The following is a 15,522-nucleotide window of genomic DNA, read 5'->3' on the forward strand; positions in this document are numbered from 1 at the left end:
TGACTTTTGGCACGCTGTTGAGTTCTCAAGGAACGGACGCTTCCTTCGAGCCGCCTTCCAGCGGGCCCTCCGGGCGCTTCGTTCTTTCGTGTTTCCAGCTTATCAGATGTTTTCCGCTCCGTTTTCCGGAGTTTCATTCATCCGATTTCCCGAACTGGTCCGGGGCCACTTTTCGCGACGCCCTCCACATTAGCGCATTCCGAGTGTCACTCGAAATTCATGCTTGGAGCGTGGTGCGCTGAGTGGGGTGGCCGCTTCAGCGACTCGTTCAACACTAGGCCACCTGGAGGACATCGTCAAACCTCAAGGGGCGGGATCCGGCTGGATCCCGCCCCTCAGGGTCGAAGCCGCAGGTCAGCGGCGTCGCGTTCCGGCCATCGAGGCCATTTCGATCACTTGCTCAGCTCGGCTGCGGCCAGGTTGCGCTTGCCCCGGCGCAGGACCAGCCAGCGACCGTGCAGCAGGTCTGCCTCGGCCGGCACCGCCTCCTCGTCCGTCACCTTGACGTTGTTGAGGTAGGCACCGCCCTCCTTGATCGTCCGGCGGGCGGCCGAACGGCTCGGGGAGAGGCCGACGGCGACCAGCAGGTCCACGATCGGCTGGAGCTCGGTGACCGCGGCCTTCGGGACCTCGGCGAGCGCGGCGGCCAGGGTGGGGGCCTCCAGGTCGGCGAGGTCGCCCTGGCCGAACAGCGCCTTGGAGGCGGCGACCGCGCGCTCGTACTGGTCGGCGCCGTGCACCAGGGTGGTCAGCTCCTCGGCGAGGGCGCGCTGAGCGAGGCGGGCGGCCGGGCGCTCGGTGGTCTCGCGCTCCAGTTCCTCGATCTCCTCCTTCGAGCGGAAGCTGAAGATCCGCAGGAAGTTGGGGACGTCCCGGTCGTCCGCGTTCAACCAGAACTGGTAGAAGGCGTACGGGGTGGTCAGCTCGGGGTCGAGCCAGACCGTGCCGGACTCCGTCTTGCCGAACTTGGTGCCGTCGGCCTTGACGATCAGCGGCGTGGCCAGCGCGTGCACCGACTTGCCGTCGGCCTTGCGGATGAGGTCCGTGCCGGCGGTGAGGTTGCCCCACTGGTCGCTGCCGCCGGTCTGCAGGGTGCAGCCGTAGCGGCGGTTCAGCTCCAGGTAGTCCATGCCCTGGAGGATCTGGTAGCTGAACTCCGTGTAGCTGATGCCCGCGTCGGAGTTGAGCCGTCGGGCGACGGCCTCCTTGGCGATCATGTTGTTGACCCGGAAGTACTTGCCCACGTCACGCAGCAGGCTGATCGCGGACATCCCGGAGGTCCAGTCCAGGTTGTTGACCATGCGCGCCGCGTACGGGCCCTCGAAGTCCAGGAACCGGGAGATCTGCCCGCGCAGGCGCTCCACCCAGCCGGCCACCGTCTCGGGGTCGTTGAGCACCCGCTCGGCGGTGGGCTTCGGGTCGCCGATCAGACCGGTGGCACCGCCGACCAGGCCGAGCGGGAGGTTCCCCGCCTGCTGGATGCGGCGCATGGTGAGGATCTGGACCAGGTTGCCGAGGTGCAGGCTCGGGGCCGTCGGGTCGAAGCCGCAATAGAACGTGACCGGGCCGTCCGCGAACGCCTTGCGCAGTGCGTCCTCGTCGGTGGAAAGGGCGATCAGGCCACGCCACCGCAGCTCGTCGACGATGTCCGTCACGGTCACGATTCTCCTTCGGTCGGGCGTCCCGTCCGGTGCGGGCCCGGTTCGATCGGGTCCCGGTGCAGGACGACTCCAGCGCTGTAGAGCCTACGCGGTCGCCGCCGGCGAGTTTTCGCCGCACTGGCGCGGCCGCGCCGCGAAGGCCCGGTTCCGACGTGGTCATGCCCCTCCGTGACACCGGAAATTCCGTTGTTCGACGGCGGGGGGCCCCTTCACAGTGGTCCCACCGCCGCGCGGCGGCAGTGACGTGGGTGAGGACGGTCGTGCCGCCGTGGCACGCCCGCGGAAGGGTGGCCGAGGTGCGCAGCACGCTGGTTCTGAACGCAAGCTACGAGCCGCTGACGACGGTGTCGCTCCAGCGCGCCGTGGTCCTGGTGCTCCAGGACAAGGCCGTGGTCGAGCAGGCGCACCCACTGCGCACCATGCGCGGGACCGGGGTGACGGTACCGGTGCCGCGGGTGATCAGACTCCAGCGGTACGTCCGGGTGCCGTTCCGACAACAGGCTCCGTGGTCCCGCCGCGGGGTTCTGGTCCGCGACCAGCACCTGTGTGCCTACTGCGGGCGGCGGGCCACCACGGTGGACCACCTGCAGCCGAGGTCGCGCGGTGGCGGGGACACCTGGCTGAACACGGTGGCCGCCTGCGCGGAGGACAACCAGTTCAAGGCCGACCGGACGCCGGAGCAGGCGGGGATGAAGCTGCTCCGCAAACCGTTCGTCCCGACGCCGCAGGCGACGCTGATGATGGCGCTGGGGCTGCGCGGCTCGGACGTCCGGGAGCTGGCCGACTGGCTGCCGGCCCAGGCCGTCGCCGCGCCCGCGCCGTCCGCCGCCTGAGCGGGCGCGCGGGCCGAGCGGGCCGAGTGGCCCGAGGCGGACCACGAACTGGGGGGGAAACAAGGGGGAAAGCCGGGCCGGGGACCGACGGGGGAGGTCGGTTCCCGGCCCGGCGCGCGCTCATTCCTTGGCCCGGAAGCCCGTCGCGGTACCGAAGTTGGTCGAGTGCTCGGGGACGGCGACGATCCGGCCGCCGCCGATCAGGACGCGCCCGGAGACCAGCAGCGAGCCGGTGCCGGACGGGAAGTCGCCGCCGACCGTCTCGTGTCCGCCGTCCAGGGCGAAGCGGCTGAGGTGCGCCGGCTGCTCCCTGCGTTCGTCGACGGCGAGCACCAGCGCTCCGCCGTCCACCCCGACGGCCCGGGCGGCGCCCTTCTCCCGGGCGGGGGTCCGCCAGCGCTGCTTGCCGGTGTCCAGGTCGTGGCCGACCACCGCGACCGGCCCGCCGGCGCCGTTCGCCGAGGCGGCGGTGGTGACCGTGGTGACCATCGTGCGGTCGTGGAAGAAGACGCCGGGGGTGGCCGAGAACGTGCCGTGGGCGACGTCGAGCCGGCCGTCGGCGTCGGCGACCGGGATCTCGGCGGTGGGGTCGCCGGCCGGGCCCCAGGCGAACACCCGGTCGTCCTCGGGCTTCTCGCCGGTGGTGAGGACGACGGGCGGCTCGGCGGAGAGCACGGTCGCCGTCTTCGGCCGGTTGTTCAGGCCGCGCCACCAGGAGACCTTGCCGTCGGCGGTGTTCAGCGCGACGGCCTGGTCGATGGGGGTGGAGTCGGCGCAGCTGCTGGCGACCAGGACGGTCCCGCCGGAGACGCCGCCGGAGAGGGTGCAGAACTTCCCCTGCCCGGTGTACTGCCAGACGTCCGCGCCGTCGGCGGACTGCCAGGCGACGGCGTGGCTGTCGCCGACCGCGATCACCTTGTCGTCGGTGACGCCGACGCGCGCGCCGTAGGGGCCCTTGGTATCGGTGAGCGGCTTGGTCCAGGCCGCCCGGCCGTCCTTGGTGTCGACGGCGGTGACCAGGGCGCACGGGCTCTTCGGGTCGGCCTGCGGCCGGAACAGCACGGCTCCCAGACCGGCCCGGTTGACGGTCGGCGACAGCCCGCACGGGACGGCTCCGGCGGCGGGCGGCTCCACCGCCCAGACCGGTCGGCCGTCCGTCAGGCCGTAGGCGCGCACGCCGGTGGCGTCGGCGCGCACCACCGCGCCGTCGAGCAGCCAGCTGCCGACGAGGGTGTCGTCGCCGCCGGGCCCGCCGGCGTCGGCCCGGGCGGCCCAGGTCCGGCTGTGGGCGGAGGTGAAGCCGGGCTCGCCGGAACCGTCGGCGGAGGCGCTGCCGCCGCCTTCGGCGCTCACCATCAGGCCGGCCGCGACCAGGACGCCGAGCGCGGCCACCCCGGCGCCGGTGCGCACCAGCAGGGCGCGCCGGCCGGGGGCTGCGGTCTCGGCGGGGCCGGGTCGTACGCCACGGCGGGCGCGCCGGGAGGCCGCCGGGGCGGCGGTGGGCGCGGGTTCCGCTGCCGCCTCCACGTCCGCGGCGGGCGAGGGCTCGGGCTCGGGCGCCGGCTGGATGTAGCCGTCGGCGGTGTACTCGGCACCGGCGGGCACGTACAGCTCCTCCCCCGCCGGCTGCTGCGGCACGACGACGTAGGGCGCGTACTGCTGCTGAGGGTGCTGGGACTGCCCGTCGTGGGGGTGCGCGTCCGGGACGTAGGCGTCGGGCTGCTGCTGCCCCTGGCCGTAGGGGTGGTACGGGTCGTACGGGAGGTACGGCGCCTCCGGTCCCTGGGGGTCCGCCTGCTGGTGGCCCGCCTGCTGGGGGTACCACGGCTGCGGGTGGCCGTCACCGAGGGGGTCCTGCGCCATCCGTTCCGTCCCTCCCGACCGCCTGCGCTGCGGCAGCCAGCATCTCACGGCCCCGGCGCGGCCCGGAGGGAACGGTTCCGGCTCTGTCAGGTGTGCCCTATCGGGCGGACTCGGCGGCCAGGGCGTCGTCGATCCGGGCGGCGAGGTCGAGGTCGAGGGCGGTGAGGCCCCCGGCGCTGTGGGTGGAGAGGACGAAGCGCAGGGTGCGCCAGCGGATGTCCACGTCGGGGTGGTGGTCCATCGCCTCGGCGGTGCCGGCGACGGAAACGACGATCCGGATCCCGGCGGGGAAGTCCGGGGCGTCGGCGGTCCGGACGATGGTGTCGCCCTCGCGCCTCCAGTGCGGCAGGGCGGCCAGCCCGGCGGTGATCTCGTCCTCGGTCAGCCGTTCGCGGCTCATCGGTCCACTCCTGTCGCCGGTCGCTGTCAGTTCGTTCGGGACGTGCCCGCACAGGACGATATAGAGGCCGGGCCGTCAGGCGTCGGCGACACCTCGAAGCGCGGCCTCAGTCGGTGAGCAGCTTGACGACGGCGGCCAGGCCGACGACCACGATGACCGCGCGCAGCGCCTGCGGCGGCAGCCGGCGGCCGACCCTGGCGCCGACCAGTCCGCCGACCAGCGAGCCGACCGCGATGAGGCCGGCGGCGGCCCAGTTCACCGTCGAGGTGAAGAGGAAGAACAGCGCCGCGACGCCGTTGACGATCATCGCGAGAGCGTTCTTCACGCCGTTGATGCGCTGGAGGTCCTCCTGGAGCAGCATGCCCATCAGGGCCAGCAGCAGCACGCCCTGGGCGGCGCCGAAGTAGCCGCCGTAGACGCCGGTGAGGAAGATCCCGATGAGCAGCGGCACCCCGCCGTGCGGGTCGCCGTCGGGGCGGCGGCGGGCGGCGACGGCCCGGGCGACCCGGGGTTGCAGCACCACCAGGACGAGGGCGAGCAGGATCAGCACCGGGACGATCGCGTCGAAGGCGGCGCTGGGCAGTTCGATCAGCAGGTAGGCGCCGAGCACGCCGCCGAGCAGCGAGGCGGTGCCGAAGCGGGCGAGCCGGGCGCCCTGGCCTTCCAGCTCGCGGCGGTAGCCGATCACGCCGCTGAGCGAGCCGGGCACCAGGCCGAAGGAGTTGGAGACGTTGGCGGTGACCGGGGGAAGGCCGACGGCGAGCAGCACCGGGAAGGTGATGAGGGTGCCGGAGCCGACGATCACATTGATCATTCCGGCGCCGGCGCCTGCCGCCAGGACGGCGATCGCCTCCCAGAGCGTCATGAGCCACCTCCTGTGGGGTCCTGTCGCGGTGATCATGCCGGACGGACCGGTGGGGGTTCCAGAGGCACCCGCGATTCGGGACGTACGACACACGGCCGCGGGCCCGTCGCGCGCGAGGGCCCGCCCCCGTGCGGAACGGGGACGGGCCCTCGGACGTCCGGGACCTACCGGCCGGTCACTGGGGGTCGTTCTTGCGGTACTCGCGGAGCGGGTCGATCCGGGGCCGCGCGGAACCCTTGGTGTCGGTGTCCAGCGGGCGCGGGCCGGCGGCCGGGTCGATCGGGACCTGGGTGGCGGCCGGCGGCGCGGCCGGGGCGGCGCCGTGGGCGGCCGGCGCGCTGCCGTTGGCACCGCCGCCGTTGCCGGTCAGGCCGGTGAAGGCGCCGCCGAGGCCCTTGAGCGCGTCGCCGACCTCGCTGGGGATGATCCAGAGCTTGTTGGCGTCGCCCTTGGCCAGCTCGGGCAGGGTCTGGAGGTACTGGTAGGCGAGCAGCTTCTGGTCGGCGTCGCCCTCGTGGATCGCCTCGAAGACGGTCCGGATGGCGGCGGCCTCACCGTCGGCGCGCAGCACCGCGGCCTGGGCCTCACCCTCGGCCTTGAGGACCTCGGCCTGCTTCTCGCCCTCGGCGCGCAGGATCTGGGACTGCCGGTTGCCCTCGGCGGTGAGGATCGCGGCGCGCTTGTCCCGCTCGGCGCGCATCTGCTTCTCCATCGAGTCCTGGATGGAGGTCGGCGGCTCGATGGCCTTCAGCTCGACGCGGTTGACCCGGATGCCCCACTTGCCGGTGGCCTCGTCGAGCACCCCGCGCAGACCGGCGTTGATGACCTCGCGCGAGGTCAGGGTGGATTCGAGGTCCATCGAGCCGATGATGTTGCGCAGCGTGGTGACGGTGAGCTGCTCGATCGCCTGGATGTAGCTGGCGACCTCGTAGGTGGCGGCCCGGGCGTCGGTGACCTGGTAGTAGATCACCGTGTCGATGTTGACGACCAGGTTGTCCTGGGTGATCACCGGCTGCGGCGGGAACGGCACGACCTGCTCGCGCAGGTCGATCCGGTTGCGGACGCGGTCGATGAACGGGACGACGATGTTCAGGCCTGCGTTGAGCGTCCGGGTGTAGCGGCCGAAGCGCTCCACGATCGCGGCGCTGGCCTGCGGGATGACCTGAATCGTCTTGATCAGCGCGATGAAGGCCACCACGACCAGGACGACCAGGACGATAAGGACGGGTTCCACGGACTCTCCCCTAGACGACCAGGGCGGTCGCGCCCTGGATTTCGACGACGTCGACCTGCTCCCCCGGCTGGTAGACCTGCTCGGGGTGGAGCGCTCGGGCCGACCAGATCTCGCCGTTGAGCTTGATCCGGCCGCCCTCCGCGTCGACCCTTTCCGCGACGACCGCGGTGGCGCCCTTGAGCGCCTCGATGCCCATCTTGATCTGCGGGCCCTTCCGCAGTGCCCGGTAGGCGACGGGACGGACGACGACCAGTTGCGCGACCGAGGCCGCGACGAAGGTCAGGACCTGCCAGACCGGGTCGGCGCCCAGGCCCGCGACGCCGGCCGCGACGAGCGCGCCGATCGCGAACATGGCGAGTTCCGGCATCGCGGTGATCACCAACGGTATACCGAGGCCGACGGCGACCAGAAGCCACCAGATCCAGCTGTCCACGTGTCCATCCTAGGGAGGGAAGGGCCTTCGAGGCGGTCAGTTCCCGCAGGTGGAGGGGCGGAAACCGGTCGCGCGTGCGACCGGTTCCGGTTCGACCGAGTTCGACGGGGGTCCGGTGGACCCGGCGGAGCCCCCCGGGGTCCGCGCGGAGAGCCTGTACGGAGCCCGTACCGGACCCCGTGCGCGGAGCCCGTGCGGAGGCGGCGCGGAGCCGATCCGGCGTCAGCCGAGCGGCAGGCCCTGGGCGGACCAGCGGTCGCCGTGGCGCTCCAGGGTCAGCGGCAGGCCGAAGCACTTGGAGAGGTTGCGTGCCGTCAGCTCGGTGTCGATCGGGCCGGCGGCGAGCACCTTGCCCTGGCGGATCATCAGGACGTGGGTGAAGCCGGGGGCGATCTCCTCGACGTGGTGGGTGACCATCGCCATGGCCGGCGCGAACTCGTCCTGGGCCAGGGCGCCGAGGCGGCGGACGAGGTCCTCGCGGCCGCCGAGGTCGAGGCCGGCGGCGGGCTCGTCGAGCAGCAGCAGCTCGGGGTCGGTCATCAGGGCGCGGGCGATCAGGGTGCGCTTGCGCTCGCCCTCGGAGAGGGTGCCGAAGCGGCGGTCGGTCAGGCTCGCCATGCCGAGGCGGTCGAGCAGGGCGAGCGCGCGGGACTCGTCGGACTGCTCGTAGGTCTCCTGCCAGGTGACGGTCATGCCGTACGCGGCGGTCAGCACCGTCTGCAGCACGGTCTGCTCGGCCGGCAGCTTGTCGAACATCGCGGCGCCGGCCAGGCCGATCCGCGAGCGCAGCTCGAAGACGTCCACCTCGCCGAGCTTCTCGCCGAGGACGGTGACCTTGCCGGCGGTTGGGAAGAGGTACGAGGAGGCGATCTGCAGCAGGGTGGTCTTGCCGGCGCCGTTCGGGCCGAGGATGACCCAGCGCTCGCCCTCGGAGATGGACCACGAGACCTGGTCGACCAGCGCGCGCCCCTCCCGGACCACGGAAACGTCCACCAGCTCCAGCACGTCGCTCATGCCTACGCCTTCCCCAAAAACAGATATCTCGGCCGTCGGTGCGGGCGGGCAGCCTACCCCTGGTGGCCGGTGGCACGGAGTGGGTGCGCCGCACACGCATGGGCAAACCTACGCCACGCGGATGGCCGCCGATTCCGTAGGCTGGCCGGATGCTCGTCTCTCCTGCCGACAATCCGTACGAAGAGCCCCGTTCGGGGCGGCTGACGGCCTGGGGCAACGCCCTGCTGGCCGGTCTGGTGCCGCCCGACAACGCCGCCGCGGCCGTTCTGGGGGCCGACGAGGGCCACCGGGTGGCCGGTCTGCCCGGGGACGGGCCGGACGAGCGGCACGGGCTCACCTGGGCGCTGGGACGGCTGCGGGTGCTGGGCGTGCGGGGCCTGCGGCTGGCGCTGCCGTCGGCCGGGCACCCGCTGGGTCTGACCGGGCCGGCGCCGTTCAACGAGCGGGCGATGGCGGCCGGCGAGGCGGTGCTGGCGGTCGGGGCGCCGCTGGGGCTGGTCCCCGAGATCGAGGTGTTCGGCCCGGCCGGGGACCGGTCGGCGACCGTGCTGTGGCGCTGCTCCGAGGTGAACGACGCGCCGCCGGCGGACGTGCCGTCGCTGCACGAGGCCGAGTTCGAGCTCGCGGACGGGCTGCGCCGGGCGACCCTGCTGCTGACCCAGCTGGACGTCGCCGGGGCCGGGCCCGAGGCGCTGCGGGCGCTGGAGGCCTTTCGGCGGCGCGGCCACGGCGAGCTGCTCGCGCCGGGGTACCCGCCGCGGGCGGTGCGGGTGCTGGAGTCGGCGCGCCAGGTGGCGGCGCTGCTGTCGATCGCCTCGGGCAGCCACGGCGCGGCGGTGAGCGCCTCGGAGATCGCGGCCCGGCAGGCGGTGCTGGCGCCGCTGTGGCGCACGGCCCGCCGGGCCCAGGTGGCGGCGTACAACGCGCTGGTGGACGAGGAGCGGGCCTAGCTAGCGGGTCTCGCCGTGGCGGACGGCCCAGAGGGCGGCCTGGGTGCGGTCGGCGAGGTCCAGCTTCATGAGGATGTTGGAGACGTGCGTCTTCACCGTCTTCTCGGACAGGTGGAGGCTGCGGGCGATCTCCCGGTTGGAACGGCCGTCGGAGATGTGGCCGAGCACCTCGCGCTCGCGCTCGGTGAGGGTGCCGCCGCGGCCCTGCGGGGGGCGCGGGCCGTCGTCGGCGAGCAGTGCCTCGGCGAGTTCCGGCTGGAGCAGCACGTGGCCGGCGTGGACCGAGCGGATCGCGCCGGCCAGTGCCTCCGGGTCGACGTCCTTGTAGACGTACCCGGCGGCGCCGGCCCGCAGGGCGGGGACCATGGTGCGGTGCTCGGTGAAGCTGGTGACGATCAGGATCCGGGCCCGGCTGCCCTCCTCCTTGAGCGTGCGCAGCGCCTCGATGCCGTCGACGCCGGGCATCTTGAGGTCCATCAGCACGACGTCGGGGTCCAGGGCGCGGGCCCGGTCGACGCCCTCGGCGCCGTCGGCGGCCTCGCCGACCACCTCGATGTCGTCCTGCACCTCCAGGAAGGTGCGCAGGCCGCGGCGGACCACCTGGTGGTCGTCGACCAGCAGGACGCGGATCGCGGGCACGGTGTCAGGCACCGGGGACCTCCATCTCGACGACCGTGCCCTTTCCGGGGGCGGAGTCCAGGGTGAGCCGGCCGCCGACCGCGGCGGCGCGGTCGCGCATCGAGGCCAGGCCGAGGTGGCGGCCGGCCCGGCGGACCGAGTCGGGGTCGAAGCCCCGGCCGTTGTCGCTGATCCGCAGCACGGCGCCGCGGGCGGGCGTGCCGGCCAGGGTGACGGTGACCCGGCGGGCCCCGGAGTGGCGCAGCGCGTTGTGCAGGGCCTCCTGGGCGACCCGCAGCAGGGCGCCCTCCTGGGCCTGCGGCAGGGCGCGGACCCGGTCCGCGGCGAAGGCGATGTCGGCGGCGTGGGCGCGGTCCAGGACCTGCACCTGGGAGGCCAGGGTGGCGCTGAGGCCGTCCTCCTCCAGGGCGGCGGGGCGCAGCTCGACGACCACGGCGCGCAGTTCGTCGGCGGCCTCGGCGGCGAGCCGGGCGACCTCGGCGAGTTCCTCGCGGGCGCGGGCCGGGTCGCGGTCGACGAGCTTGGCGGCGGCCTTGGCGGTGAGGCGCAGCGAGAAGAGCTTCTGCGCGACGGCGTCGTGCAGGTCGTGGGCGATCCGGGCGCGTTCGCCGGCCAGGGTGAGTTCGCGGCTGCGCTCGTAGAGGCTGGCGTTGGAGAGCGCGAGCGCTGCGTGGGCGGCGAGTATCCGCAGGAGTTCCTCGTCGTGGTCGGTGAAGCCGCCGCCGCTGTGCTTGTTGGCGAGGTAGATCACGCCGAGGACGCCGGGCTCGTCCTCGGCGTGGTCGGGGTCGAGGATCGGCATGCCGAGGAAGGCGCCGAGTTCGGGGTGGGCGTCCGGCCAGCCGCCGAAGGCGGGGGCGCTGCGGACGTCGTCGAGCCGGACGGCGCCGGTCTCGTGGAACATCGCGGCGAGCACGCCGTGCTGGCGGGGCAGCGGGCCGATGGCCTTCCACTGCTCGTCGGTGACGCCGTCGACGACGAACTGGGCGAAGCCGCCGTGGTCGTCGGGGACGCCGAGGGCGGCGTACTCGGCGCCGAGCAGGCGGCGGGCGGAGGCGGTGATCCGGCGCAGGACCTCGCGGACCTCCAGGTGGCGGCTCATCGCGAGCAGGGCCTGGCTGACGGCCTCGATGCCGGCGAGGCAGGGTTCGCAGGCGGGCAGGGTGCCGTCGGGCGGCGGGCCGACCGGGATCCGGTCGGTGGGCAGCGGTCCGGCGTGCCGGTGGTCGCGTGGCACGGTGGGCATGACGCCAACCTACCGCCGGGTGCGGGGCCCGCGCGTCCGTCCCGGGGCCGGGCCGGGCCCGGGACTGCGGACCTAGGCCCCGCAGGGCGCCGGATGGCCCCGGGAACGCCGCGGGGGCGGCCCTCCCCGGTGGGGCGGGCCGCCCCGCGGGCGGTCGGCAGGCGGTCGGCGGGCGGTCAGCCCTTCTGCATGACCTCGGGCTCGTGACGGCGCTGCAGGCGGGTCACGACGATGCCGATGACGACCGACATCAGGATCAGGATCCCGGCGTCGAACCAGAACTGCCCGGCGTTGTGGCCCCAGATCGCGTCGTACTCGGGGTTCTGGAAGTCCTTGTTCCAGGGGCCGAGCAGATGCGAGAGGTCCAGCGTGGTGGCGACCATGCCGGTGCCCCAGCGGGCCGGCATCAGCCAGGCGAACTGCTCCAGGCCGGGCTTGGAGAAGACCTGGAAGAGACAGCCGGTGAAGACGACCTGGATGATCGCGAACATGACCAGCAGCGGCATGGTCTTCTCGGCGGTCTTCACCAGCGCGGAGATCGCCAGGCCGAACATCATCGAGGCGAAGCTGAGCAGGATCAGGCCGAGGCTCATCTCCAGGATCGGCAGGTTCTTGACCACCAGGCCCTCGGAGGGCAGCTTGCGCGGCAGGAAGCCGACGGCGGAGATGATCGCGCCCTGGATCACGCTGAAGAAGCCCAGCACGATGATCTTGGACATCATGTACGCCGAGCGGGAGAGCCCGGTGGCCCGTTCCCGTTCGTAGATCGCCCGTTCCTTGATCAGCTCGCGGACCGAGTTGGCCGCCCCGGAGAAGCAGGCGCCGATCGCCAGGATCAGCATGATCGTCGCGGCGCCGCTGTTCAGGCCGAGCTGCGTCTTGGGGTTGCGGGCCAGGCCGGGCTCGTTGGGGATCAGCACGCTGACGGCGCCGAGCACCGCCGGCAGCAGGATCGACAGCGCCAGGAAGCCGCGGTCGGAGGCGAGCACCGAGACGTAGCGGCGGATCAGCGTCCACAGCTGCGAGCCCCAGCTCTGCGGCTTCGGCGGGCGGACGGCCTCCTGCACGATCTGCGCGGACTGCACCGGCTGCGCGGCGCCGGATTCGACGTCCGCCGAGTACTGCTGGTGGTGCACCGAGCCCCGGTAGCGGCCGGCCCAGTCGTGGTCCGGGTAGTTCTCGAAGGCCTGGAAGACATCGGCCCAGGTCTCGTACCCGAAGAAGTGCAGGGCCTCGTCCGGCGGGCCGAAGTACGCCACCGAGCCGCCCGGTGCCATCACCAGCAGCCGGTCGCACAGCGCGAGTTCGGCCACCGAGTGGGTGACGACCAGGATGGTGCGGCCGTCGTCGGCGAGGCCGCGCAGCATCTGCATGACCTCGCGGTCCATGCCCGGGTCGAGGCCCGAGGTGGGCTCGTCCAGGAAGATCAGCGAGGGCTTGGTGAGCAGTTCCAGGGCGACCGAGACGCGCTTCTGCTGGCCGCCGGAGAGCGCGGTGATCCGGTTGTCGGCGCGCTTGTCCAGGCGCAGCTCGTAGAGCACCTCGTCGATCCGGGCCTCGCGCTCGCGCGGCTCGGTGTCGCCGGGGAAGCGCAGGCGGGCCGCGTACTTGAGGCCGGTGCGGACGGTCAGTTCCTTGTGCAGGATCTCCGACTGCGGCACCAGGCCGATCCGCGAGCGCAGCTCGGCGAACTGCTTGTAGAGGTTGCGGCCGTCGTAGAGGACGTCGCCGCGGTCGGCCGGGCGGTAGCCGGTGAGGGCGCGCAGCAGGGTCGACTTGCCGGAGCCGGACGGGCCGATGACCGCGACCAGGGACTTCTCCGGGACGCCGAAGCTGACGTCGTTGAGCAGGATCTTCTTGGCGCCCTTGTGCTCGACCTCGACGGTCAGGTGGCGGGCGGAGAAGGAGACCGCGCCGGTGTCGACGAACTCCTGCAGCTGGTCGCCGACGAGCACGAAGCTGGAGTGACCGACGGTCAGCCGGTCCTGCGCGTCAATGAGCTGACGCTCGACGCGCTGGCCGTTGAGGAAGATGCCGTTGTGGCTGCCGAGGTCGACGATCTCGTAGCGGCCGTCCGGCAGCTGGCGCAGCTCGGCGTGGTGGCGGGAGACCTGGAGGTCGGAGACGACGATGTCGTTGTCGAGCGCGCGGCCGATCCGGATGGTCTTCATGCCGGCGGTCAGGTTGCGGATGACCGTCGGCTGCGGGCCGCCGTCGTGGACGGCGGGCGACGGCTGCGGGAAGCCCTGCTGCTGCGGGACCGGTTGCTGCTGGCCCTGCTGCTGCGGGAACGGCTGCTGCTGGCCGTGCTGGACGGGCGGCTGCGCGTACGGCTGCGCCTGCTGCGGGTAGGGCTGCACGGGCTGCTGCGCCGGCGGGGCCTGCCACTGCTGCTGCGGCGCGGCGGCGTGCGGCTGCGGGGCGGGGCTGCGGCTGGTGGTCGCCTCGTGCCAGGCCTGGGCCTGGGCGGCGGGCTGGGCGGCCGGCGCGGAGAAGGCGAGCCGGGGGCCGTTCTCGGCGTTGCCGAGGTTGACCACGGCGCCCGGGAACAGCTGCGCCTGCAGGGTGCGGGCGCCGCCGGTGTAGGTGCCGTTGGTGCTCCCGTGGTCGTCCAGCTGCCAACCCGCCCCGTTGAACGAGATGGTGGCGTGCTGCCAGGAGACCCGCGCGTCGTCGAACTGGAAGTCCGACTGCGGATTGCGACCGATGGTGTAGGACCGCCCGGGTTCCAGGACCCGCTGCTGTCCGTTGATCTCGATGACGAGTTGCGGCACTGCTCGTCTGCCCCGCTCTCTCGGTTCCCCCGATGGTGCGCCCCGGTCAGGTGGGGGCGAAAATGATCGTGAATCTGACGGGGGAATCATTCCAGCCCGCCGGGCACGGGTGAAAGCCGCCCCCGCGGACTGTGACCAGGCGGCAACGATTCGCGGACCACCGGCGGACCACCCTCCGGCGGCCGGCTCCGCCGCCGGTCCGCGGGCCCCTCCCCGGGCGCCTCCTCCGGCCCCTCCGCGGGCCGGTCCGCGGGCCGGTCCGCAGGCCCGTCCACGACCCGGACGGGTGCCGTCGCCGCGGCGGGCTGCGGGTAGCGTGGGAGACACCATGAACGCATCGCCCTTGGCCGCCGAGCCGCTCCCCGCACCGCAGCCCCGGACCGAGGACGGGCGCACCCTGCTCGTCAAGGTGTTCGGCAAGGACCGCCCCGGGATCACCACCGGGCTCTTCGCCACCCTGGCCGGGTACGGCGTCGAGGTCATCGACATCGAGCAGGTGGTGACCCGTGGCCGGATAACGCTGTGCGCCCTGGTCACCGCCCCCGCCGCGGCCGGCGCCGAGGGCGGGCTGCGGGCCCTGGTGCACCGCTGGGCCGAGGACCAGAGGCTCCAGGCCGAGATCATCTCCGGCATCGGCGACAACCGGCCGCGCCGGGAGGGCCGCTCGCACGTCACCGTCCTCGGCCACCCGCTCACCGCCTCCGCCGTCGCCGCGCTCACCTCCCGGATCACCGAGGGCGGCGGCAACATCGACCGCGTCTTCCGGCTCGCCAAGTACCCGGTGACCGCCGTCGAGCTGGCCGTCTCGGGCGTGGCCACCGACCGGCTGCGGGCCGAGCTGGCGCAGGAGGCGGCCACCCAGCGGGTGGACGTCGCGGTGGTGGCGGCCGGGCTGGAGCGGCGGGCCAAGCGGCTGGTGGTCATGGACGTCGACTCGACGCTGATCCAGGACGAGGTGATCGAGCTGTTCGCCGCCCACGCGGGCTGCGAGGCGGAGGTCGCCGAGGTGACGGCGGCGGCGATGCGCGGCGAGCTGGACTTCGCCGAGTCGCTGCACGCCCGGGTGGCGCTGCTGGCCGGGCTGGACGCCGCGGTGACCGAGAAGGTGCGCGCGGAGGTGCGGTTCACCCCGGGCGCGCGCACCCTGATCCGCACGCTGCAGCGGCTGGGCTTCCAGGTGGCGGTGGTGTCCGGCGGGTTCACGCAGGTCACCGACCACCTGGTGGAGCAGCTGGGGCTGGACTTCGCGGCGGCGAACACCCTGGAGGTGGTGGACGGGAAGTTCACCGGCCGGGTGGTCGGCGAGATCGTCGACCGGGCGGGCAAGGCGCGCTGGCTGGCCCGGTTCGCCGAGCAGGCCAAGGTGCCGCTGGAGCAGACGGTGGCGATCGGCGACGGCGCCAACGACCTGGACATGCTGAACGCGGCCGGGCTGGGCGTGGCGTTCAACGCGAAGCCGGTGGTGCGGCAGGCGGCGGACACCGCGGTGAACGTGCCCTTCCTGGACACCGTGCTCTACCTGCTCGGGATCACCCGCGAGGAGGTCGAGGCGGCCGACGTGCTGGACGATCCGGCCGAGGACGGCGCCGCGGCGACCGTCTGACGGGGCC

Annotated in this window: 13 protein-coding genes; 3 read left to right on the forward strand and 10 right to left on the reverse strand. The window is 73.1% G+C overall.

Features of this window, described 5'->3' with window-relative positions:
• Positions 1-392 precede the first annotated feature (392 nt).
• On the reverse strand, positions 393-1,655 hold the full coding sequence (gene tyrS / locus ABZW10_RS35205) for a tyrosine--tRNA ligase (protein ID WP_355374682.1): 1,263 nt from the start codon (positions 1,653-1,655) through the stop codon (positions 393-395).
• Positions 1,656-1,957: 302 nt separating this feature from the next.
• Between tyrS and ABZW10_RS35210 the strand changes: the two genes are divergently transcribed.
• Positions 1,958-2,494, forward strand: a complete 537-nt coding sequence (locus ABZW10_RS35210) for an HNH endonuclease (protein WP_355374572.1) — start codon at positions 1,958-1,960, stop codon at positions 2,492-2,494.
• 120 nt (positions 2,495-2,614) lie between these two features.
• Here ABZW10_RS35210 and ABZW10_RS35215 read toward each other — a convergent pair whose 3' ends face one another.
• The 6 genes from ABZW10_RS35215 to ABZW10_RS35240 form a co-directional block, all read right to left on the reverse strand.
• On the reverse strand, positions 2,615-4,357 hold the full coding sequence (locus tag ABZW10_RS35215; protein ID WP_355374574.1) for a PQQ-binding-like beta-propeller repeat protein: 1,743 nt from the start codon (positions 4,355-4,357) through the stop codon (positions 2,615-2,617).
• Between the two features lie 97 nt (positions 4,358-4,454).
• The gene (locus ABZW10_RS35220; RefSeq protein WP_355374577.1) at positions 4,455-4,757 is read right to left on the reverse strand and encodes a 4a-hydroxytetrahydrobiopterin dehydratase; all 303 of its coding nucleotides are present in this window, start codon (positions 4,755-4,757) and stop codon (positions 4,455-4,457) included.
• Between the two features lie 106 nt (positions 4,758-4,863).
• Positions 4,864-5,622, reverse strand: coding sequence for a sulfite exporter TauE/SafE family protein (locus ABZW10_RS35225; protein ID WP_355374580.1), 759 nt, complete (start codon positions 5,620-5,622; stop codon positions 4,864-4,866).
• 175 nt (positions 5,623-5,797) lie between these two features.
• The gene (locus ABZW10_RS35230; RefSeq protein ID WP_355374583.1) at positions 5,798-6,856 is read right to left on the reverse strand and encodes an SPFH domain-containing protein; all 1,059 of its coding nucleotides are present in this window, start codon (positions 6,854-6,856) and stop codon (positions 5,798-5,800) included.
• Positions 6,857-6,866: 10 nt separating this feature from the next.
• Positions 6,867-7,289 carry an NfeD family protein gene (locus tag ABZW10_RS35235; RefSeq protein ID WP_355374586.1) on the reverse strand — a complete coding sequence of 141 codons (423 nt, stop codon included), beginning with the start codon at positions 7,287-7,289 and terminating at the stop codon, positions 6,867-6,869.
• Positions 7,290-7,511: 222 nt separating this feature from the next.
• On the reverse strand, positions 7,512-8,303 hold the full coding sequence (locus ABZW10_RS35240; protein WP_355374589.1) for an ABC transporter ATP-binding protein: 792 nt from the start codon (positions 8,301-8,303) through the stop codon (positions 7,512-7,514).
• Positions 8,304-8,452: 149 nt separating this feature from the next.
• Here ABZW10_RS35240 and ABZW10_RS35245 point away from each other — a divergent pair, with 149 nt between their 5' ends.
• Positions 8,453-9,253 carry a hypothetical protein gene (locus tag ABZW10_RS35245; protein ID WP_355374591.1) on the forward strand — a complete coding sequence of 267 codons (801 nt, stop codon included), beginning with the start codon at positions 8,453-8,455 and terminating at the stop codon, positions 9,251-9,253.
• Here the strand turns inward: ABZW10_RS35245 and ABZW10_RS35250 are convergent, their stop codons facing one another.
• The 3 genes from ABZW10_RS35250 to ABZW10_RS35260 all read right to left on the reverse strand — a co-directional run bounded on the left by ABZW10_RS35250 (position 9,254) and on the right by ABZW10_RS35260 (position 13,912).
• On the reverse strand, positions 9,254-9,904 hold the full coding sequence (locus tag ABZW10_RS35250) for a response regulator transcription factor (RefSeq protein ID WP_355374594.1): 651 nt from the start codon (positions 9,902-9,904) through the stop codon (positions 9,254-9,256).
• Positions 9,897-10,994, reverse strand: coding sequence for a GAF domain-containing sensor histidine kinase (locus ABZW10_RS35255; protein ID WP_355374685.1), 1,098 nt, complete (start codon positions 10,992-10,994; stop codon positions 9,897-9,899). The genes ABZW10_RS35250 and ABZW10_RS35255 overlap by 8 nt, the downstream gene beginning before the upstream one ends.
• Before the next feature lie 320 nt (positions 10,995-11,314).
• Positions 11,315-13,912 carry an FHA domain-containing protein gene (locus ABZW10_RS35260; protein WP_355374597.1) on the reverse strand — a complete coding sequence of 866 codons (2,598 nt, stop codon included), beginning with the start codon at positions 13,910-13,912 and terminating at the stop codon, positions 11,315-11,317.
• A 328-nt stretch (positions 13,913-14,240) separates the two neighbouring features.
• Between ABZW10_RS35260 and serB the strand changes: the two genes are divergently transcribed.
• A complete protein-coding gene (gene serB, locus ABZW10_RS35265; protein ID WP_355374600.1) occupies positions 14,241-15,515 on the forward strand; it encodes a phosphoserine phosphatase SerB in 1,275 nt (424 codons plus the stop codon).
• Positions 15,516-15,522: the final 7 nt, after the last annotated feature.

The organism is Kitasatospora sp. NPDC004723, from assembly GCF_040609255.1.
Lineage (GTDB): Bacteria > Actinomycetota > Actinomycetes > Streptomycetales > Streptomycetaceae > Kitasatospora.

Bases quoted from the DNA above. Each gene is read 5' to 3' on its own strand.
- ABZW10_RS35215 (WP_355374574.1), bottom strand. From the start codon at position 4,357: ATGGCGCAGGACCCCCTCGGTGACGGCCACCCGCAGCCGTGGTACCCC.
- ABZW10_RS35220 (WP_355374577.1), bottom strand. From the start codon at position 4,757: ATGAGCCGCGAACGGCTGACCGAGGACGAGATCACCGCCGGGCTGGCC.
- ABZW10_RS35225 (WP_355374580.1), bottom strand. From the start codon at position 5,622: ATGACGCTCTGGGAGGCGATCGCCGTCCTGGCGGCAGGCGCCGGCGCC.
- ABZW10_RS35240 (WP_355374589.1), bottom strand. From the start codon at position 8,303: ATGAGCGACGTGCTGGAGCTGGTGGACGTTTCCGTGGTCCGGGAGGGG.
- ABZW10_RS35245 (WP_355374591.1), top strand. From the start codon at position 8,453: ATGCTCGTCTCTCCTGCCGACAATCCGTACGAAGAGCCCCGTTCGGGG.
- ABZW10_RS35255 (WP_355374685.1), bottom strand. From the start codon at position 10,994: ATGAGCCGCCACCTGGAGGTCCGCGAGGTCCTGCGCCGGATCACCGCC.
- serB (WP_355374600.1), top strand. From the start codon at position 14,241: ATGAACGCATCGCCCTTGGCCGCCGAGCCGCTCCCCGCACCGCAGCCC.